Genomic DNA, 18,439 nt, shown 5'->3' on the forward strand with positions numbered 1-18,439 from the left:
ACCAGGCCCGACCCTTCAAATGGACCAAGACCGCCGACCAGATCCTCGACCGCATCTGCCGATACTGCGACAGGATCTCCGAACCAGATCACTAGCCGCATCGCGTCACCGCCGTCGCCGCCCGCGAGGTCGAGGATCCGCAGCGGCCCGCCGCCGGGGCCCTCGTCGAGGTGGCGCATCAGGTTCGACTCGGCGAGCGTGTAGCGGAGGCGGCCCCAGGGAGCCTCCTGCCATTCCTGCCAGGTGGTCATCGCGGTGTCGAACTTCTCGTGATCTTGAGCCATTCCGCGACGAAAAGTCAGCCGCGTCTCACTTCCGCGCGCTGACCGTCGCGAGGACCTCGCGATCCGGCTGGAGGGTGAGGCTGGGGACCGGGAGGATTTCGTCGGACGTGAGGTCCAGGTGGTAGCGGCGGGCCAGGACCGCGAGGACGAGGACCGCCTCGACGAGGGCGAAGCGGGTGCCGAGGCAGACCCGGGGGCCGCCGCCGAAGGGGAACCAGGCGTATTCGGGTATCTCCTCCGCCGGTTCGCCGTCCTGGCCGATCCACCGCTCGGGGCGGAAGGCCTCGGCGTCGCCGTACCACCGGGGGTCGCGGTGGGTCGCCCACTGGCTGGACCAGACGCGGGTGCCGGCCGGCACGGGCATGCCGCGGAGGGTGGCGCCCTCCTTGGCGAGACCGGTGATCAGCCAGATCGTGGGGTAGAGGCGGAGCGTCTCCTTGATGACCGCCTGGGTGTACGTCAGGGAGGCGTAGTCGTCGTAGCCGGGTTCGTGGTCGGCGAGGACCCGGTCGAGCTCCTCCGTGAGCGCCTCGCGGACCCGGGGGTTGCGGGAGAGCAGGTACCAGGCCCAGACGAGGGTGGAACTCGTCGTCTCGTGGCCGCCGATGTAGAGCGTGACGGTCTCGTCCCGTATCTCCTGGTCGGAGAGCGACGCACCGGTCTCGTCCCGGGCCGCGAGCAGGCGGCTGAGCAGGTCCGGGCGTTCGGTCTCGCCGTCCCGGTGCTGGGACACGACCCGGGCGACCTCCGCGTCGATGACGGCGGTGGCGCGCTTGATCCGGGCGCGGCCGGGGGTGGGGACCCAGTCGGGCAGGACCGCTCCGATGCCGCTGAACTCGGCCCCGATCTCCTTCTGCGCGATGTCCATGGCCCGGCCGATGGCCTCGGCGTCGGCCGCCGTGTCGACACCGAAGATGGTGCGGACGGCGACGAGTTGGGTGAGGGCGGCCATCTCCTTCTTGATGTCGACCCGCTGCCCGTCGGTCCAGCGGTCGGCGAGCGCGACCGCGCACTCGGCCATCGTCGCCGCGTACGACCTGACCTGCTTGGGGCGGACGGAGGGCTGCACCAGGGACCGCTTGCGCCGCCAGTCCGCTCCCTTGGAGACGATGACGCCGTTGCCGAGGAGGGTACGGAAGGCGATGCCCAGGTCGGGCTGGTCGAAGGTGCGCTCGACCTCGGTGAGGAGCTCGCCGACCGCGTCGGGGTCGGCGATGAAGAGCGAGGGCTTGGCGCCGAAGCGCCAGCGGACGAAGTCGCCGCGCCCCCGCAGTTCCTCGAAGAAGGCGAGGGGGTTCTTGCCGAAGGCCGGCAGGTTCCCGAGGAAGGGCACCCCCCGCGGCCCCTCGACGACAACCGGAGCTTCCGCCGGGGCTTCCTCCCCCGTCGACCGCCCCTCGTCCCGTGCCCCGGCATGCGAGTGACCTGCTTGCGTGGTCATGTACGTCCCCTCCCCAACGGACCTTCCCTGCTTGCGAGTCCATGCAAGCGGAACGGCCCCGCACATGCCACCCCTGTGGACGACGACCTGTGGACAACCTCTGTCGGCGGCATGCCAAGGGCCCGTGGCGCGCATGCCACGGGCCCTTCGACGACCGCCGGTCCGTCAGCCCACGGAGCTGTACGCGACGACTCCGCGCAGCAGCGCGTCCACGGCCTTGCGGGCGTTCTTGGCGACCGTGCTGTTCTCCTTGGGCGCCGCCGCGGCGATCTGTCCGAGGACGTCGATCACCTGCTTGCACCAGCGGACGAAGTCGCCCGCGGGCATCTCCGCCTCGCGGAGCACCTCGTCGAGGCTCTTGTCGGAGGCCCACTGGTAGGCGGCCCAGGCGAAGCCGAGGTCGGGCTCGCGCTGGCCGACCCCCTCCGCCTGGTTGATCTTGAACTCCTCTTCGAGGGCGTCGAGCCGGCCCCAGATCCGGACCATCTCGCCGAGCGCCGCCTTGGCGTTGCCCGTGGGCAGCTTGGGCGCGACGGCGTCGTCGGCCTGCCTCGCCTCGAACACCAACGCCGAGACACAGGCGGCGAGTTCGGCCGGGGTGAGGCCCTCCCAGACGCGGTCGCGGAGGCATTCGCTCGCCAGCAGGTCGAGCTCGCCGTAGAGCCGGGCGAGCCGCTTGCCGTTGTCGGTGACCTCGTCGCCGCGCAGGTAGTCGAGCTCGGTGAGGAGCGCGACGATCCGGTCGAAGGTGCGGGCGATGGTGTTGGTGCGGCCCTCGATGCGCCGCTCCAGCTGCTGGGTGTCGCGCTGGAGGCGGTGGTAGCGCTCGGCCCAGCGGGCGTGGTCCTCGCGCTCGTCGCAGCCGTGGCAGGGGTGCGCGCGGATCTCGGTGCGCAGCCGGGCGATCTCGCGGTCGTCGGCCGCGGCGGCGCGCTGCCGCTGGTGGCGCTCGGGGTTGATGTGCCCGGCCTTGCTCCGCAGGGCGGAGGCGAGGTCGCGGCGGGACTGCGGGGAGCGCGGGTTGAAGGACTTGGGGATCCTCATGCGCTCCAGCGCCTCGACGGGGACCGGGAAGTCGATGGAGGCGAGCCTCTTGACCTGCCGCTCGGCGGTGAGGACGAGGGGGCGCGGTCCGTCGTGCTGCTCGAAGCCGCGGTGGCCGTTGGTGCGGCCGGCCGGGATGCCTGGGTCGAGGACCAGGGCGAGGCCCGCGAACTTGCCGGTGGGGACGTGGATGACGTCGCCGGGCTTGAGCTTCTCCAGCGAGCCGGCGGCCTGGGCGCGGCGCTGGGCGGCGCCCTGCCGGGCCAGCTCGGTCTCGCGGTCCTTGAGGTCGCGGCGGAGCCGCGCGTACTCCTCGAAGTCCCCGAGGTGACAGGTCATGCCCTCGCGGTAGCCCTGGAGTCCCTCCTCGTTCCGCTGGACCTGGCGCGAGATGCCCACGACGGAGCGGTCGGCCTGGAACTGCGCGAAGGACGTCTCCAGGAGCTCGCGCGAGCGGTGCCGCCCGAACCCTTCGACGAGGTTGACCGCCATGTTGTACGAGGGCTTGAAGCTGGAGCGCAGGGGGTACGTGCGCGTGCCGGCGAGTCCGGCGAGGTGCTCCGGGTCGAGTCCGCGCTGCCAGAGGACGACGGCGTGGCCCTCGACGTCGATGCCGCGGCGGCCGGCGCGGCCGGTGAGCTGGGTGTACTCGCCGGGGGTGATGTCCGCGTGCTGCTCGCCGTTCCACTTGACGAGCTTCTCCAGGATGACCGTGCGCGCGGGCATGTTGATGCCGAGGGCGAGGGTCTCGGTGGCGAAGACGGCCTTGACGAGGCCGCGGACGAAGAGCTCCTCGACGACCTCCTTGAAGGTCGGGAGCATGCCGGCGTGGTGGGCGGCGATGCCCCGCTCCAGGGCTTCGAGCCACTCGTAGTACCCGAGGACGTGGAGGTCCTCGGTGGGGATCGCGGCCGTGCGGGCCTCGACGATCTCGCGGACGCGCTCCCGCGCCTCTTCGTCGTTGAGCCGGAGGCCGGCGTAGAGGCACTGCTGGACGGCGGCCTCGCAGCCGGCGCGGCTGAAGATGAAGGTGATGGCGGGCAGGAGCCCCTCGGCGTCGAGGCGCTCGATGACCTCGGGTCGGCCCGGGGTCCAGATCCGGGAGCGCTGACGGCGCTCGCGCTCGCGGTCGGCCTCGCGGACCATCTTGCCGCGCCGCCGGTCGCGCGGGTTGTACGTGCGCGTGTTCTCGGTGCGGGCGAGGCGCAGGAGGTCGGGGTTGAGCTCGCGCCGGGACGCGCCACGGCCGCCGTGGTCGGTCTCCTCCTCGAAGAGGTCGTACATCCGGCGTCCGGCGAGGACGTGCTGCCAGAGGGGTACGGGGCGGCTCTCCGAGACGATGACCTCGGTGTCGCCGCGCACCGTGTCGAGCCAGTCGCCGAACTCCTCGGCGTTGGACACGGTCGCGGAGAGCGAGACGAGGGTGACGGACTCGGGGAGGTGGATGATCACTTCCTCCCAGACGGCGCCGCGGAAGCGGTCGGAGAGGTAGTGGACCTCGTCCATCACAACGTATCCGAGGCCGGAGAGGGCCTGGGAGCCCGCGTACAGCATGTTGCGGAGGACTTCGGTGGTCATGACGACGATCGGGGCGTCGCCGTTGACGCTGTTGTCACCGGTGAGCAGGCCGACCTTGTCGGCGCCGTACCGCTTGACGAGGTCGGCGTACTTCTGGTTCGACAGCGCCTTGATGGGCGTCGTGTAGAAGCACTTGCGGCCCTGGGTGAGGGCGAGGTGTACGGCGAACTCGCCGACGATGGTCTTGCCGGAGCCCGTGGGCGCGGCGACGAGCACGCCCTTTCCCGCTTCGAGCGCCTCGCACGCCTCGATCTGGAAGGGATCCAGACCGAACTCGTACAGCTCGCGGAAGGGTGCCAGTGCAGTGCGCTGCTCGGCGTTGCGGGCGCGGGCGGCCGCGTACGCCTCGGCTGGTGTGAGGTCCTCTGTCATCTTGTTGTCGAGCCTACCCGCCCCCTGTGACAGTGACGCGATCTTTATCGAGGGGATGCGGAGGGCCCGGTTCCAGGGTGCGCCGAGCGCTTCCAGGGTGCATCGAAGGGCCCCGGGGTGGGCCGGAGGACTCCAGGATGCACCGAAGGACCCCGGGTGCGCCGAAGGGCCCCGGACCGGGTCCGGGGCCCTTGCGCGATCGGTTGACGCCGTCTACGCGATCACGTGATGTCGTCGTATCCGTTGAGCCGCTGCGCGCTCGCGCCGTGCTCCCCGGTGGCCTGCTCGGGCAGGGCACGGGCGGCGGTCACGGGCTCGACGCCCCCGACGGCCTCGGGGGTGAGGTCGAGCGAGGAGGCCTCGTCGTCGTCGAGCCCGGCGTCCGGGTTGGCGCGCTTGCGCCGCCGGTCGTTGAGGAGCGAGAAGCCGACGGCACCGAAGTACAGGATGCTTATGGGTCCGGCCAGGGCCATCATGCCGACGGGGTCGGTGGTCGGGGTGATCACGGCGCCGAAGATGAAGACGCCCATGATCACGCCGCGCCACCAGCGGGCCATGCGGCGGCCGGAGAGGACGCCGGTGATGTTGAGCATCACCAGGACGAGCGGGAGCTCGAAGGCGAGGCCGAAGACGAGCACCATGCGCAGGGTGAAGTCGAGGACGTCGCCGAGCGACAGGATGTTCGCGGAGCCCTCGGGCGTGAGGCTGATGAGGACCTTCACGCTGACGGGAAGGATGAGGTACGCCAGGTAGGCGCCGGCGGCGAACAGCGGCACGGCCGCGCCGACGAACGCGTACGTGTACTTCTTCTCGTTCCTGTGCAGGCCGGGCGCGACGAAGGCCCACAGCTGGTAGAGCCAGACGGGGCTGGCGACGACGAGGCCCGCCGTGAGGGACAGCTGGATCGTCGTGCTGAAGGGGGCCATCAGCGTGTTGAAGGAGACGATCGCGCAGTTGCCGCCGTTGCTGTTGACGCCCGGCGCGCAGGTGGGCACCGATCTCGTCAGGAACTGCATGAGCTCCTCGCTGTACACGAGGGCCACGATCGTCACCGCTGCGATGGCGAGGAGACCCTTCGCCAGTCGGTTGCGGAGTTCACGCAGGTGCTCCACGAGGGGCATCCGGCCCTCGGGATCCTTGACCTGCTTGCGGGCAGACTTGGGCAACCCACGTCCTCATCTCGTGCGGCAGGCCGCCGCACGGTGCGGCGGCCGCGGCGGACCGGGTCAGCGCTTGGTGGTGTCCGAGGGCTCGGTCACGGGACGCGCGCTCGTCACGTCGCCGGGAGCGGCCTGGATGGTACGCGGGGCGGGCTCCTGCGCGCCGGTTCCGGCGTGCGGCGGGTCGGCGGGGGCGCTCTGCTGGTCGTCCGCCTTCATCGCCTTGGCCTCGCTCTTGAGGATGCGGGCCGACTTGCCCAGCGAGCGCGCCATGTCGGGGAGCTTCTTGGCGCCGAACAGCAGGATGACGACGACGAGGATGAGAATGATCTCGGTGGGGCCGAGCCTACCCATAGCTGTTTACCTTCTTCACCGAGGCGACAGGGTGTGCGTGCCCGGCGGGTCGGACATGCGTCCGGCCACCGCGCTGCCTGCGATCGTAACCCCCAGGAGTAAACGCGGGGCAATGCCCCTGCATACTCCCGATTGCGTCGCACCGGGTGTGACCGGGGCCGCTTCGTGCAGCGTACGGCACGGACTCAGCGGAGTGTCTCGCCGGTTCGGGCGAGGCCCACGGCGGCGGTTTCGAGCTCTTCGGCGGCCAGCTGGATCCGCTGTGTGGTGTGGGCCACTTGACGGCCGAGGCGCTGGACCTCCAGGAACACCTTGACGCCGAGGACGCCGAGGACGGCGATGCCGAGGAAGCCGAGAGCGACGGCGAGCATGGGCCAGAACATGTACTGAGCCTAGACCGTGGGCAGGTGGGGGTCGTTCAGACGGTGGTGTGCAGGCGGAGGGTGCGGACGCCGCCGCCGGTGAGGAGTTCGACGATGCGCTCGCCGGCGGGCTTGCGGACGGAGCTGCCGCACTCCGGGCAGGTGAAGGAGTAGAAGGTGGTGCGCCGGCTCGCGCCGATGGCGAGGCGCAGGGAGCTCGCGGAGAGTTCGAAGCGCGAGCGGCAGTCGGGGCAGGCGGCCTTGAAGAGGACCGGGGCCATGGTCGCCGCAAAACCGTGCATCGCGGACATCTCCCTCATCTCTCTCGACTCTGGCATCACGTCAGTATCAGCGTCCGCCGGGCGGGGAACGTCACACGCCGTCGTACGCGGCGAGGTCACAGCCCTCGTGGGCGGTGAGGTCCCCCACGCGCAGATGGGCGGTGACGTCCCCCACACGCTCGTGGGCGGTGACGTCCCCCACTCGCTCATCGACGGTGACGTCCCACACATGCTCGGGGGTGGTGTGGTCCCCGCGCCCTCGTGGGCGGTGAGGTTCCACGCGTACGCGTACGCGCCGACCGTCACACGCCTTCGTACGCCGCGAGCGCCGCCGTCGCGGCCGTCCGCGCGCTGTCGGCCAGCTCCGCCGGCGCGACGATCCGCCCGTCGCGGCCCAGACGCAGTGCGAGGCGGCGCAACGAGGCCGGGTCCGGCGTCCGCAGCGTGATCCGCAGTCCGCCCTCCTGCAGCTCCTCGGCCCGGTCGTGCGGGTAGTACTCGGCGACCCAGCGGCCACCGGGCCCCACCTCGACCACGACCTCCGGGTCGTCGGCGGACGGCTGCACCAGGCCCTCGGAGAGGTCCCGCAGCTCCAGCTCCGGCGGCGCCGCGTGCTCGTCGAGGATCCGGATCTCCGCGACCCGGTCGAGCCGGAAGGTGCGGCGTGCCTCGGAGAGCCGGCACCACGCCTCCATGTAGGTGTGGCCGACGGCGAAGAGCCGGATCGGGTCGACCTCGCGCTCGGTGAGCTCGTCGCGCGCGGGCGAGTAGTAGCGCACCCACAGCCGCCTGCGCTCCGAGATGGCCCGGTCGACCTCGGCGAAGACCCCGCCCTCGGACTCGAAGGTCACCGAGAGACGGGCGCTGGCCCCGGCGGCCTCGCCGGCCGCCGCCTCCAGCTTGGCGGTGGCGCGCAGCAGCGCGTCCCGGTCGCTCTCGCGGAGTCCCGGCAGGGTGGCGACGGCCCGGGCGGCGACGAGCAGCGCGGTGGCCTCGTCGGCGGCGAGCCGCAGCGGCTCCGCGACGTCGTCGGGGTTGTGCCACCAGATCCGGTCGCCGTCGGTGTCGATGTCGAGGAGGTCCCCGCCCCGGAAGCTGGTGCCGCACATGGGCAGCACGTCCAGGTCGGAGATCAGCTCGTCCTCGGTGATCCCGAAGGCGCGCGCCACGTCGGCGACGTGGGCGCCGGGGCGCTCACGGAGATAGGTGACGAGGGACAGCATCCGCCTCGTCTGGTCGATCGCGTTGGCAGCCATGCGGTACGTCTCCCCCTCAGCCCTTGGCCACGGCGCGCAGCCGCTCCACCACATCGGCCCGCAGATCGGCCGGTTCCAGTACGACGACGTCGGGGCCGAACTCGACCAGCCAGGCGTCGAGCCCGTGCCCGTACGGGATCTCCAGCTCGTCCCAGCCGTCGCCGCCCTCGGTCACGGCCTGGGCGCGGGCCCGCAGCGGGTAGCCGCAGCCGGCGCGGAGCCGGATCCGGGCGGAGCGGGTGGCGGTCTCGCCGGCCCAGCTCTCGACGGTCTCGCGGACGGTCACGACGTCGGGGACGGGCGCGGTGAAGGCGCCGGCCCGCGAGCGGACCTTGCCGGTGATGCGGGAGAGCCGGAAGACGCGCTCGGCACCGCGGTCGCGGTCCCAGCCGGCCAGGTACCAGTGGCCGCGCCAGCACTCCAGGGTCCAGGGCTCGACGTGGCGGGTCTCGGGGCGCGCGGCGTTGGCCTTGCGGTAGTCGAAGACGACGGGCCGGCGGTCCCGGCAGGCCAGCATGAGCGGCTCGAAGGCGGCCTCGTGGACCGGGATGCGCGGCTCGAGGGCGCTTGGCTGGGCGTCGTACGAGTCCCCGGCCTCGGGCATGCCGGCGGCGCGGAGCTTCTGGAGCGCGCCGCTGGCGGCCCCGGCGAGGCGGGCCTGCTGCCAGACCTTCGCGGCGAGGCCGAGCGCGGCGGCCTCCTCGGCGTCGAGGGTGATCGGCGGCAGCCGGTTGGAGTCGCGGCGCGCGAGGTAGCCGGTCTCGCCGTCCAGGTTCTCGACGGTCTCGATGACGAGGCCGAGCTCGCGGAGGTCGTCCTTGTCCCGCTCGAACATGCGGTTGAAGGCGTCGTCCCCGCTCGCCTCCATATAGGCCTCGATGGAGCCGCGGAGCTCCCGCTTGCTCAGCGGGCGGCGCGTCCCGAGCAGGCACAGCGCGAGATTCATCAGCCGCTCGGACTTGGCAATCGCCATCGACGCCCCGCACCTCTTTTGCCGGTTCCACTTCTCGGACGTCCGACCGTACCGCCCCGGGGTGTCGGGGGCCAAAGCCGAGGGCCCCCGCCGCGAACGGCGGGGGCCCTCGGAGGAACCTGGATCAGGTCAGCCCTGCACGGCCACGAGGTCGCAGACGAAGATCAGCGTCTCGCCCGGGGCGATCGCGCTGCCCGCGCCCTGCTCGCCGTACGCCATGTCCGCGGGGATGATCAGCTGGCGGCGGCCGCCGACCTTCATGCCCTGGACGCCCTTGTCCCAGCCTTCGATGACCTGGCCGACACCGAGCTTGAAGTCGAGCGGGGCGCCGCGGTTCCAGGAGGCGTCGAACTCCTCGCCGGTGGAGAAGGCCACACCCACGTAGTGGACCTTCACGAACTGGCCGGCCTTGGCGACCTCGCCGTCACCCTCCCAGAGGTCCTTGATCTCCAGGTCCTTCGGCGGCTCGCCACCCGGGAAGTCGATCTCGGGCTTCTCGATGCTCACTGAACTGCTCCTCAAACCGATGAACTGCGCGGCGATGGGCCGCGCGAACGGGACAGTCTTACATCTTCGTCAGGATGTCCACGGCGAAGACCAGCGTGGAGTTCTTCGGGATGCCCTGCTTCTCCTGGTCGCCGAAGGCCTCCGACGGCGGGGCGACGATCAGGACACGGCTGCCGACCTTCTTGCCGACGAGACCGTCCTTGAGGCCCTTCAGCGTGAGCTGCGGGAGCGGGAAGTTCGCGGGCTTGCCCGTGGTGTAGGTCGAGTCGAAGACCTTGCCGTCCTTCCACAGGGCGGCGACGTAGTTCACGACGACCGTGTCGGTGGCCTTGACGGCCTCGCCGTTCGCTTCGAGCACGTAGTTCGAGACGAGCTTGGTCGGCGGGTCCGTCTTCGGGACCGTCAGCGACGGGGCCTTGCCGTCGGTGTTCGTACCGACCTTCGGCAGGTCCTTGTCGTCCTGGGCGACCGGGGTGCCCGTGGCGGACTTCGGGATCGTCACGGCCTTCAGGATGTCCACGACGAAGACGAGGGTGGCGTTCGGCTTGATGGCCGGAGGCGAGCCGGCCGCGCCGTAACCGAGCTCCGGCGGGATGCCGATCTCGATGCGGCTGCCGACCTTCTGGCCCTCCAGGCCCTGGTCCCAGCCCTTGATGACGCCACCGGCACCCAGCGTGAGGTCGAAGGGCTGCCCGCGGTCGAAGCTGTTGTCGAAGGGGGTGGTGGAGTCCCAGGCCTGACCCAGGTAGTTCACCTGGAGGGCATCGCCCTTCTTCGTCACCGCGCCCTTGCCCTCGCTGATGACGTTGACCTTCAGTTCCTTGGGCGGGGCGCCCTCGCCCTTGGCGAGGGTCGGCTTCTCCCCGAACTTCTCCCCCGCCGTGATGGCGGGCAGTCCGTTCTTCATCGAGGCGGAATCGGAGCCCCCGTCGCTACCGCAGGCCGCTGTGGAGAGCAGCAGCAGCGGGACGACGAGAAGGCCGGCAAGTCGGCGCACGTGTTCCTCAGATCTCAGACGGCACAGTAGTTGTGCCGACACTCTAGGCGTTCCTCCTGTCACGTCGAGAGCCCCGCACGTCGAACGTGCGGGGCTCGGCCGACTGAAATGAACGGCCTACATTCCGGCGATCAGCTTTTCCACCCGGTCGTCGACGGAACGGAACGGGTCCTTGCACAACACCGTGCGCTGCGCCTGGTCGTTGAGCTTGAGGTGGACCCAGTCGACGGTGAAGTCCCGCCGCTGCTCCTGCGCGCGGCGGATGAAGTCGCCGCGCAACCGGGCCCGAGTGGTCTGCGGGGGCACCGACTTGCCCTCGAAGATCTTCAAGTCGTTGCAGATCCGCGCCGCCTGCCCGTTCTTCTGCAGCAGGTAGTACAGCCCCCGGCGACGGTGGATGTCGTGGTAGGCGAGGTCTATCTGCGCGACCCTCGGGTTCGACATGGTCATGTTGTGCTTGGCCCGGTAGCGCTCGATGAGCCGGTGCTTCATGACCCAGTCGATCTCGGTCTCGATCCGGTCGAGCTGCTCGCTCTCGATCGCGTCGAGCGTACGGCCCCACAGCTCCAGGACCTGGGCGACCGTCCCGGAGCGGATGCCCCGGCGGTCGACGAAGTCCACGGCCTTCTCGTAGTACTCGCGCTGGACCTCGAGGGCGGAGGCCTCGCGGCCGCTGGCGAGGCGGACCTTGCGCTGGCCGGTGATGTCGTGGCTGACCTCGCGGATGGCCCGGATCGGGTTCTCCAGGGTCAGGTCGCGCATCACCGTGCCCGCCTCGATCATGCGGAGCACGAGGTCGGTGGCGCCGACCTTGAGCAGCATGGTCGTCTCGGACATGTTGGAGTCGCCGACGATGACGTGCAGCCGGCGGTAGCGCTCGGCGTCGGCGTGCGGCTCGTCCCGGGTGTTGATGATGGGCCGCGAGCGGGTGGTGGCGGAGCTGACGCCCTCCCAGATGTGCTCGGCACGCTGGGAGACGCAGTAGACCGCGCCGCGCGGGGTCTGGAGGACCTTTCCCGCGCCGCAGATGAGCTGCCGCGTCACGAGGAACGGAATGAGGATGTCCGCGAGCCGGGAGAACTCACCGTGACGGGCGACGAGATAGTTCTCGTGGCAGCCGTAGGAGTTTCCGGCCGAGTCGGTGTTGTTCTTGAAGAGGTAGACGTCGCCCGCGATTCCCTCCTCGTGCAGGCGGCGTTCGGCGTCGACGAGCAGGCCCTCGAGAATGCGCTCGCCGGCCTTGTCGTGGGTGACCAGTTCGGTCACGTTGTCGCATTCCGGTGTGGCGTATTCCGGATGCGAACCCACGTCCAGGTACAGGCGGGCGCCGTTCCGCAGGAAGACATTGCTGCTGCGGCCCCATGACACGACACGGCGGAAGAGGTAGCGCGCCACTTCGTCAGGAGACAGTCGGCGCTGTCCCCTGAACGTGCACGTGACGCCGTACTCGTTCTCCAGCCCGAAAATGCGGCGGTCCATGTCTGAACATTACGCCTGACGGCGTGCGCTGAAACCGGGTTGGACGTTCCCGTTTCGATCATTTTCCGATCAGTGCGTGTTCTTTTCGGCGTGTACGGCGCCGGGGACCGCCTCTCCGTCGGCGTGTCGCACGGCGGAGGCGAGGCTGCCGGGCGTGTCGGGGACGGCCAGGACACGGCCGGTGGCCAGCAGGACGAGCAGCGCGACGAGACCGCCCGCGCCGGCCACGGCGAACCCGGCCACCGTTCCGGCCAGTTCGACCGCGGGCCCCGCGACGGCGGAGCCCAGGGCCGCGCCGACGCCGAACGTGGTGACGAGCCACGAGAAGGCCTCGGTGACCGTGCCGCTCGGGGCGTGCCGGTCGACCACGATGAAGGCGCAGGCGAGGACCGGGGCCAGGAAGACCCCGGAGAGCACCGAGAGGCCGGTCATGGCGACGGGGCCGGGGGTCAGCATCAGCGGCAGGTAGCACACGGCCAGGAGGCCCACGAGGACCCTCAGCCGCCGCTCGGGCGCCCCGGCCCACTGCCGGGCGCCGTAGAGGACACCGCCGACCAGGGCGCCGAGGCCCAGGGCGGCCATCAGCCAGCCGTACACGGACGGCCTGCCCTGGTCGTCGGCGTAGGCCACGGCGGCGACGGTGATGGAGCCGAGGGCGAGGCCGACGAAGAAGAACGAGCCGAGGAGCGCGAGCAGCCCGGGCGAGCGCAGGGCCCCCAGCCAGTGGGCCTCGCGGGTGGCGGAGCGCCAGGTGCGGGAGGGCTCGGAGAGGACGACGGCGAGGGCGCCGAGGATCCCCAGGACGTTGATCACGAGGAGGGCGGCGGCGGGCGACCGCAGGGCGACCAGGAGCGTCACCAGGAGCGGGCCGACGGTGAACATGACCTCCTGGGCGACGGCGTCGAGCGCGTACGCCCGGTGCACCCGGTCCTCACGGCCCAGGACGCTCGGCCACAGGGCGCGCAGGCCGCCCTCCAGGGGCGGGGTGAAGAGCCCGGCGACCACGACGGCGGCGTAGGCCAGGGCCAGGTTCCCGATGCCGGCGAGGGCGAACAGGGCCATGCCGAGGGCGGAGAGCACGGCGGCGGGCAGCTGGACGCGGGGCTGGCCCTTGAGGTCGACGGCCCGGCCGAGGAGCGGCTGCCCGATGGCGTTGGCGACGCCGTAGGCCGCGATCAGGCCGCCGGCCAGGGTGTAGCTGCCGCCCTGGTCCCGGACGAACAGCGTCATGGCGATGGGCCCTGTGCCGTTGGGCAGGCGCCCGACGAGGGTCCCGGCGAGCAGCCGGGCCGCGTGGGGCGCCCGGAGTATGTCGAGATAGCCGCCGTGCGCGGGGGCCTCGGTGGCCATGTCGTTCTCCCCTCGCCTCGGAACAGCGCCGAGGTTTTACGTATAACGTCCGGGGTCATACGTACCATGTCGGCGTGAACCGGGTCCAGCCCGCACCCACGACCCCCGACCACCGTCCCATGCGGAGGCTCCCCGTGCAGTCCCACGAACCCCTCGGCGGCGCCCGCCCGACCAGCAGGGACGTGGCCCGGGCCGCGGGCGTCTCCCAGGCCACCGTCTCCCTCGTCCTCGGCGACAAGTGGCGCGGCCGCGTCTCCGAGCGCACCGCCGAGTCCGTCCGCCACGCCGCCGACGAGCTCGGCTACCGGCCCAACCTCGCCGCCCGCAACCTCCGCCTCGGCCGCACCCGTACGGCGCTGCTCGTCGTCCCCGCGCTCACCAACGAGTTCTTCGCCCACGTCTACACCGGCGCCGCCGCCGTCGCGGCACGCCACGGCTTCGGCGTCGTCCTCTACCCCTCCCCCGACGGCGTCGGCCCCGCCCGCGACCCCTTCGCCTCGGCCCAGGCCGCCCTGGACGGCGTCATCGCCTCCTCCATGGCCGCCGACGCCCTCAAGGCCTTCCGGGGCACGAACCTGCCCCTCGTCATGCTCGACAGCGACCCGGCCGACACCGGCGCCGCCGCCCACGTGAACCTCGACGTCGCCGACGGCATGCGACGGGTCACCCGGCACCTGCTCGACCTGGGCCACCGCCGCTTCCTGCACCTGGCGTCCGCGGTCCCGTCCTGGACCTTCGACGTCCGCGCGGCCGCCCTCGCCGACGCCCTGCGGGGGACGGAGCTGCGCACCGTGCGTGCGCCACTGAACGTCGCCGACGCGCGGGAGTCCGCCCACCTCGCCCTCGCCGCCCCCGGCCCGCACCCCACCGCGGTGATCTGCGACGACGACATCCTCGCCGTCGGCGTCGCCAAGGCCGCGCACCGCCTCGGACTGCGCGTCCCGGACGACCTCTCGGTCACCGGCTTCGACGACATGGCCCTGGCCACCGCGGTCGAACCCGAACTCACCACGGTCCGACTGCCCGCCGAGGAGTTCGGCCGACGGGGCATGGAGGCGCTCCTCGCCGTCCTCGCGGGCGAACCGGCCCCGCCGGTCACCCTGCCCGTGGACCTCATCCCCCGCGGCTCCACGGGCCCCGCACCGGCCGCCTGACGGGCGCCACGCCGAACGGTCCGCGCCCGAGCCCGGGTACGCCGAAGGGCCCCGGGCCGCTTGCGCGCGGACCGGGGCCCTTCGGGTACGGCCGACTACTCCTCGGGCTACTCCTCGGGAGCCTCGTCCGAAGGCTCGTCCGTCTTCGCCGCCGCCGCGTTGTCCGCCTCCAGGAGGCGCGACAGCTGACGGCCGACGATCCGCTTGAACTTGCGCTGCTGCGGACGCGTGCGGTCCAGGACCGCCACCTCGAGCCGCTCCGCGGGGATCTCCCGCTCGGTGCCGTTGGTGTCCCGCGACAGGGCCTGCACGGCCAGCTTCAGGGCCTCGGCGAGGGACATGCCGTCCCGGTGCCGCTGGTCCAGGAAGGAGCTGATCTGCTCCGCGTTCCCGCCGACCGCGACCGAGCCGTGCTCGTCCACGATCGAGCCGTCGTGCGGCAGCCGGTAGATCTGGTCACCCTCCGGCTCGGCGCCGACCTCGGCGACGACGAGCTCCACCTCGTACGGCTTCTCCCCCGCGCTGGAGAAGATCGTGCCCAGGGTCTGGGCGTAGACGTTGGCCAGGCCGCGCGCGGTGACGTCGTCCCGGTCGTAGGTGTAGCCCCGGAGGTCGGCGTAGCGCACGCCGCCGATGCGGAGGTTCTCGTACTCGTTGTACTTGCCGGCGGCCGCGAAGCCGATCCGGTCGTAGATCTCGCTGAACTTGTGCAGGGCACGGGACGGGTTCTCACCGACGAAGACGATGCCGTCGGTGTACTGGAGGACGACCAGGCTGCGGCCGCGGGCGATGCCCTTGCGGGCGTACTCGGCCCGGTCGGCCATGGCCTGCTGGGGTGAGACATAGAACGGCGTGGACACCGGCTACCGTCCCTTTCTTCCGGTCTGAAGGGCTTCTACGGGCGACGAGCGGTCAGAGCAGGGCGGCGCGCGGCCCGTCGGGCTGCTCCAGACGCCGCTCGGTGACCGATCGGGCCAGCCCGGAGGACTCCGCCTCGGTGAGCCTGCGGAAGCCCTCTTCGGTGATGACGGTGACGATCGGGAAGATCCGGCGGGCCATGTCGGGACCACCGGTCGCCGAGTCGTCGTCCGCCGCGTCGTACAGCGCCTGCACCACCAGTGTGGTGGCCTGCTCCTCGGTGAGGTCGGCGCGGTACAGCTTCTTCATCGAGCCGCGCGCGAAGATCGAGCCGGAGCCGGTGGCGGCGAAGCCGTGCTCCTCGGAGCGGCCGCCGGTCACGTCGTACGAGAAGATCCGGCCCTTCTCCTTGCCCTCGTCCCAGCCCGCGAAGAGCGGGACGACGGCGAGCCCCTGCATGGCCATGCCCAGGTTGCCCCGGATCATGGTGGAGAGACGGTTCGCCTTGCCCTCCAGGGAGAGCGTCGCGCCCTCCACCTTCTCGAAGTGCTCCAGCTCCAGCTGGAACAGCTTGACCATCTCCACGGCGAGACCGGCGGTGCCGGCGATGCCGACGGCCGAGTACTCGTCGGCCGGGAACACCTTCTCGATGTCCCGCTGCGCGATCATGTTCCCCATGGTCGCCCGCCGGTCACCGGCGAGCACGACCCCGCCGGGGAACGTGGCGGCCACGATGGTGGTGCCGTGCGGGGCCTCGACGATCCCCTCGGGCAGCTTCCGGTTCCCCGGGAGCAGGTCCGGCGAGTGATCGGCCAGGAAGTCCATGAACGAGGACGAGCCCGGCGTCAGGAAGGCCGCCGGCAGACGCCCGGTGCTTCGAGGGTTGGCTTCCACGCGATTCCTTCCGGTGGGACAGTCGGCCGGTCGTGGGAAGCACCGGCTGATCTTGGATGCTGTGCACGGACCTTACCCGTGCCACCGCTTGTCATCCGTCCCCGGACCCACGGCTTTCACCAGGGTTCCGGGGACGGAGGACGACAGGCGCGTGGGGCGGCTACTCGCCGCCCTTCTGAACGAAGCTTCGGACGAAGTCCTCGGCGTTCTCCTCGAGCACGTCGTCGATCTCGTCCAGGACGGAGTCCACGTCGTCGCTCAGCTTCTCCTGGCGTTCCTTGAGGTCGGAGCTCGCCTCGGTGGTGGTCTCCTCGACCTCCTCCGTGGATCGCGTCGCCTTCTGCTGTCCGCCGCCGGTGTCCTTGGTCGCCATATCCCTCACCCCGCTCGAATCGGCCCGCTCGGTTGAGTCCGTACAAGATCAGACCCTATAGGTCGGGTCCGACTTCGGCCCCGCAGTTTCCACAACGCCCGGGCACTGATTCCATGATTCCCAGTGCCCGGGTATTTCAGGCCCGTGCCGGGCGGCTGTTTCAGCCGCCCGAGAGGACCCGCACCAGTTCCTCCGCCGTACGGCAGCGGTCCAGGAGCGATTTCACATGGGCCTTCGTGCCGCGCAGCGGCTCCAGGGTCGGGACGCGCTGCAGGGAGTCCCGGCCCGGCAGGTCGAAGATCACCGAATCCCAGGAGGCCGCGGCGACGTCGTCGGCGTACTGCTCCAGGCAGCGGCCCCGGAAGTAGGCCCTGGTGTCCTCCGGAGGCGCCGTCTCGGCCCGCTCCACCTCGGTCTCGTCCAGCAGCCGCTTCATCCGCCCGCGGGCCACCAGGCGGTTGTAGAGGCCCTTCTCGGGGCGTACGTCCGCGTACTGGAGGTCCACCAGGTGCAGCCGGGCCGCGTCCCAGTCCAGGCCGTCGCGGCGCCGGTAGCCCTCCATGAGCTCCCGCTTGGCGACCCAGTCCAGCTCGCCGGAGAGGCTCATCGGGTCGGTCTCCAGCCGGCCCAGGGTGTCCTCCCAGCGCGTGAGGACGTCCATGGTCTGCTCGTCCGCGTCCGAGCCGTACCGCTCCTCCACGTACTTCCTGGCCAGCTCGAAGTACTCCATCTGGAGCTGGACCGCGGTGAGTGTCCGGCCGCTGCGCAGCGTGATCAGGTGCTGGAGCGTCGGGTCGTGGGAGACGTGGTGCAGGGTGCGGACCGGCTGGTCGACGGCGAGGTCGACGGTGATGAAGCCGTCCTCGATCATGGAGAGGACGAGGGCGGTGGTGCCCAGCTTGAGGTACGTGGAGATCTCCGAGAGGTTCGCGTCGCCGATGATCACGTGCAGGCGGCGGTACTTCTCGGCGTCGGCGTGCGGCTCGTCCCGGGTGTTGATGATGGGCCGCTTGAGGGTGGTCTCCAGGCCCACCTCGACCTCGAAGTAGTCGGCGCGCTGGCTGAGCTGGAAGCCGTTCTCCCGGCCGTCCTGGCCGATGCCGACCCGTCCCGCGCCGGTGACGACCTGGCGGGAGACGAAGAAGGGGGTGAGGTGGCGCACGATGTCCGAGAAGGGGGTCTCCCGCTTCATCAGGTAGTTCTCGTGCGTGCCGTAGGAGGCGCCCTTGTTGTCGGTGTTGTTCTTGTAGAGGTGGATGGGCTGCGCCCCGGGGAGCTGGGCGGCGCGCTCGGCCGCCTCGGCCATGATCCGCTCGCCGGCCTTGTCCCAGAGGACCGCGTCGCGCGGATTGGTGACCTCGGGCGCGCTGTACTCGGGGTGGGCGTGGTCCACGTAGAGGCGGGCCCCGTTGGTGAGGATCACGTTCGCCAGGCCGATGTCCTCGTCGGTGAGCTGGCTGGAGTCGGCGGCCTCGCGGGCGAGGTCGAAGCCGCGGGCGTCCCGCAGCGGGTTCTCCTCCTCGAAGTCCCAGCGGGCGCGGCGCGCCCGGTGCATCGCCGCCGCGTAGGCGTTGACGATCTGGGACGAGGTGAGCATGGCATTGGCGTTCGGGTGTCCGGGGACGGAGATCCCGTACTCCGTCTCGATGCCCATTACTCGCCGTACGGTCATGCGGCCCTCCTTGCCCGGCGGCGCTCACTGTGCGCGACTCGGCGGTACCG

Annotated in this window: 17 protein-coding genes and 1 pseudogene; 1 reads left to right on the top strand and 17 read right to left on the bottom strand. The window is 71.0% G+C overall.

Annotated features, from left to right (window positions below):
• From ACZ7HT_RS24040 to ACZ7HT_RS24100, 13 genes and pseudogenes are all read right to left on the bottom strand, one after another.
• Positions 1 to 284 (bottom strand): annotated as a pseudogene (locus ACZ7HT_RS24040) (SAM-dependent methyltransferase); the annotation flags it as partial.
• A 25-nt stretch (positions 285 to 309) separates the two neighbouring features.
• Positions 310 to 1,725 (bottom strand): cytochrome P450, encoded by a 1,416-nt coding sequence (locus tag ACZ7HT_RS24045; RefSeq protein ID WP_471169362.1) that lies wholly within the window; start codon positions 1,723 to 1,725, stop codon positions 310 to 312.
• Between the two features lie 165 nt (positions 1,726 to 1,890).
• Positions 1,891 to 4,719, bottom strand: coding sequence for a DEAD/DEAH box helicase (locus ACZ7HT_RS24050; RefSeq protein ID WP_471169364.1), 2,829 nt, complete (start codon positions 4,717 to 4,719; stop codon positions 1,891 to 1,893).
• Positions 4,720 to 4,940: 221 nt separating this feature from the next.
• On the bottom strand, positions 4,941 to 5,840 hold the full coding sequence (gene tatC, locus ACZ7HT_RS24055) for a twin-arginine translocase subunit TatC (protein WP_471169832.1): 900 nt from the start codon (positions 5,838 to 5,840) through the stop codon (positions 4,941 to 4,943).
• Positions 5,841 to 5,945: 105 nt separating this feature from the next.
• Positions 5,946 to 6,233: a Sec-independent protein translocase subunit TatA gene (gene tatA, locus ACZ7HT_RS24060; protein WP_389015565.1), complete on the bottom strand. Its 288-nt coding sequence runs from the start codon at positions 6,231 to 6,233 to the stop codon at positions 5,946 to 5,948.
• A gap of 185 nt (positions 6,234 to 6,418) precedes the next feature.
• Positions 6,419 to 6,616, bottom strand: coding sequence for a hypothetical protein (locus tag ACZ7HT_RS24065; protein ID WP_471169369.1), 198 nt, complete (start codon positions 6,614 to 6,616; stop codon positions 6,419 to 6,421).
• A 35-nt stretch (positions 6,617 to 6,651) separates the two neighbouring features.
• On the bottom strand, positions 6,652 to 6,915 hold the full coding sequence (locus ACZ7HT_RS24070; protein ID WP_041128370.1) for a CpXC domain-containing protein: 264 nt from the start codon (positions 6,913 to 6,915) through the stop codon (positions 6,652 to 6,654).
• A gap of 263 nt (positions 6,916 to 7,178) precedes the next feature.
• Positions 7,179 to 8,132 (bottom strand): helix-turn-helix transcriptional regulator, encoded by a 954-nt coding sequence (locus ACZ7HT_RS24075; protein ID WP_471169372.1) that lies wholly within the window; start codon positions 8,130 to 8,132, stop codon positions 7,179 to 7,181.
• Positions 8,133 to 8,148: 16 nt separating this feature from the next.
• The gene (locus ACZ7HT_RS24080; RefSeq protein WP_471169375.1) at positions 8,149 to 9,105 is read right to left on the bottom strand and encodes a helix-turn-helix transcriptional regulator; all 957 of its coding nucleotides are present in this window, start codon (positions 9,103 to 9,105) and stop codon (positions 8,149 to 8,151) included.
• A 129-nt stretch (positions 9,106 to 9,234) separates the two neighbouring features.
• Positions 9,235 to 9,612 carry an FKBP-type peptidyl-prolyl cis-trans isomerase gene (locus tag ACZ7HT_RS24085; RefSeq protein ID WP_471169378.1) on the bottom strand — a complete coding sequence of 126 codons (378 nt, stop codon included), beginning with the start codon at positions 9,610 to 9,612 and terminating at the stop codon, positions 9,235 to 9,237.
• 58 nt (positions 9,613 to 9,670) lie between these two features.
• Positions 9,671 to 10,609 (bottom strand): FKBP-type peptidyl-prolyl cis-trans isomerase, encoded by a 939-nt coding sequence (locus tag ACZ7HT_RS24090; protein ID WP_471169380.1) that lies wholly within the window; start codon positions 10,607 to 10,609, stop codon positions 9,671 to 9,673.
• A gap of 117 nt (positions 10,610 to 10,726) precedes the next feature.
• A complete protein-coding gene (gene pafA / locus ACZ7HT_RS24095) occupies positions 10,727 to 12,088 on the bottom strand; it encodes a Pup--protein ligase (protein WP_116161892.1) in 1,362 nt (453 codons plus the stop codon).
• Between the two features lie 69 nt (positions 12,089 to 12,157).
• Entirely contained in the window at positions 12,158 to 13,438 is a 1,281-nt protein-coding gene (locus tag ACZ7HT_RS24100; protein WP_471169382.1) for an MFS transporter, read from the bottom strand.
• A 134-nt stretch (positions 13,439 to 13,572) separates the two neighbouring features.
• Between ACZ7HT_RS24100 and ACZ7HT_RS24105 the strand changes: the two genes are divergently transcribed.
• Positions 13,573 to 14,592, top strand: a complete 1,020-nt coding sequence (locus ACZ7HT_RS24105) for a LacI family DNA-binding transcriptional regulator (RefSeq protein ID WP_471169835.1) — start codon at positions 13,573 to 13,575, stop codon at positions 14,590 to 14,592.
• A gap of 107 nt (positions 14,593 to 14,699) precedes the next feature.
• Here the strand turns inward: ACZ7HT_RS24105 and prcA are convergent, their stop codons facing one another.
• The 4 genes from prcA to dop all read right to left on the bottom strand — a co-directional run bounded on the left by prcA (position 14,700) and on the right by dop (position 18,389).
• Positions 14,700 to 15,452 (bottom strand): proteasome subunit alpha, encoded by a 753-nt coding sequence (prcA, locus tag ACZ7HT_RS24110; RefSeq protein ID WP_471169384.1) that lies wholly within the window; start codon positions 15,450 to 15,452, stop codon positions 14,700 to 14,702.
• Between the two features lie 52 nt (positions 15,453 to 15,504).
• A complete protein-coding gene (gene prcB / locus ACZ7HT_RS24115) occupies positions 15,505 to 16,344 on the bottom strand; it encodes a proteasome subunit beta (protein WP_471169386.1) in 840 nt (279 codons plus the stop codon).
• 160 nt (positions 16,345 to 16,504) lie between these two features.
• Entirely contained in the window at positions 16,505 to 16,717 is a 213-nt protein-coding gene (locus tag ACZ7HT_RS24120; RefSeq protein ID WP_015032443.1) for a ubiquitin-like protein Pup, read from the bottom strand.
• 160 nt (positions 16,718 to 16,877) lie between these two features.
• Positions 16,878 to 18,389 carry a depupylase/deamidase Dop gene (gene dop / locus ACZ7HT_RS24125; protein WP_471169389.1) on the bottom strand — a complete coding sequence of 504 codons (1,512 nt, stop codon included), beginning with the start codon at positions 18,387 to 18,389 and terminating at the stop codon, positions 16,878 to 16,880.
• Positions 18,390 to 18,439 lie beyond the last annotated feature (50 nt).

It is taken from the genome of Streptomyces sp. NPDC037410 (assembly GCF_055602235.1).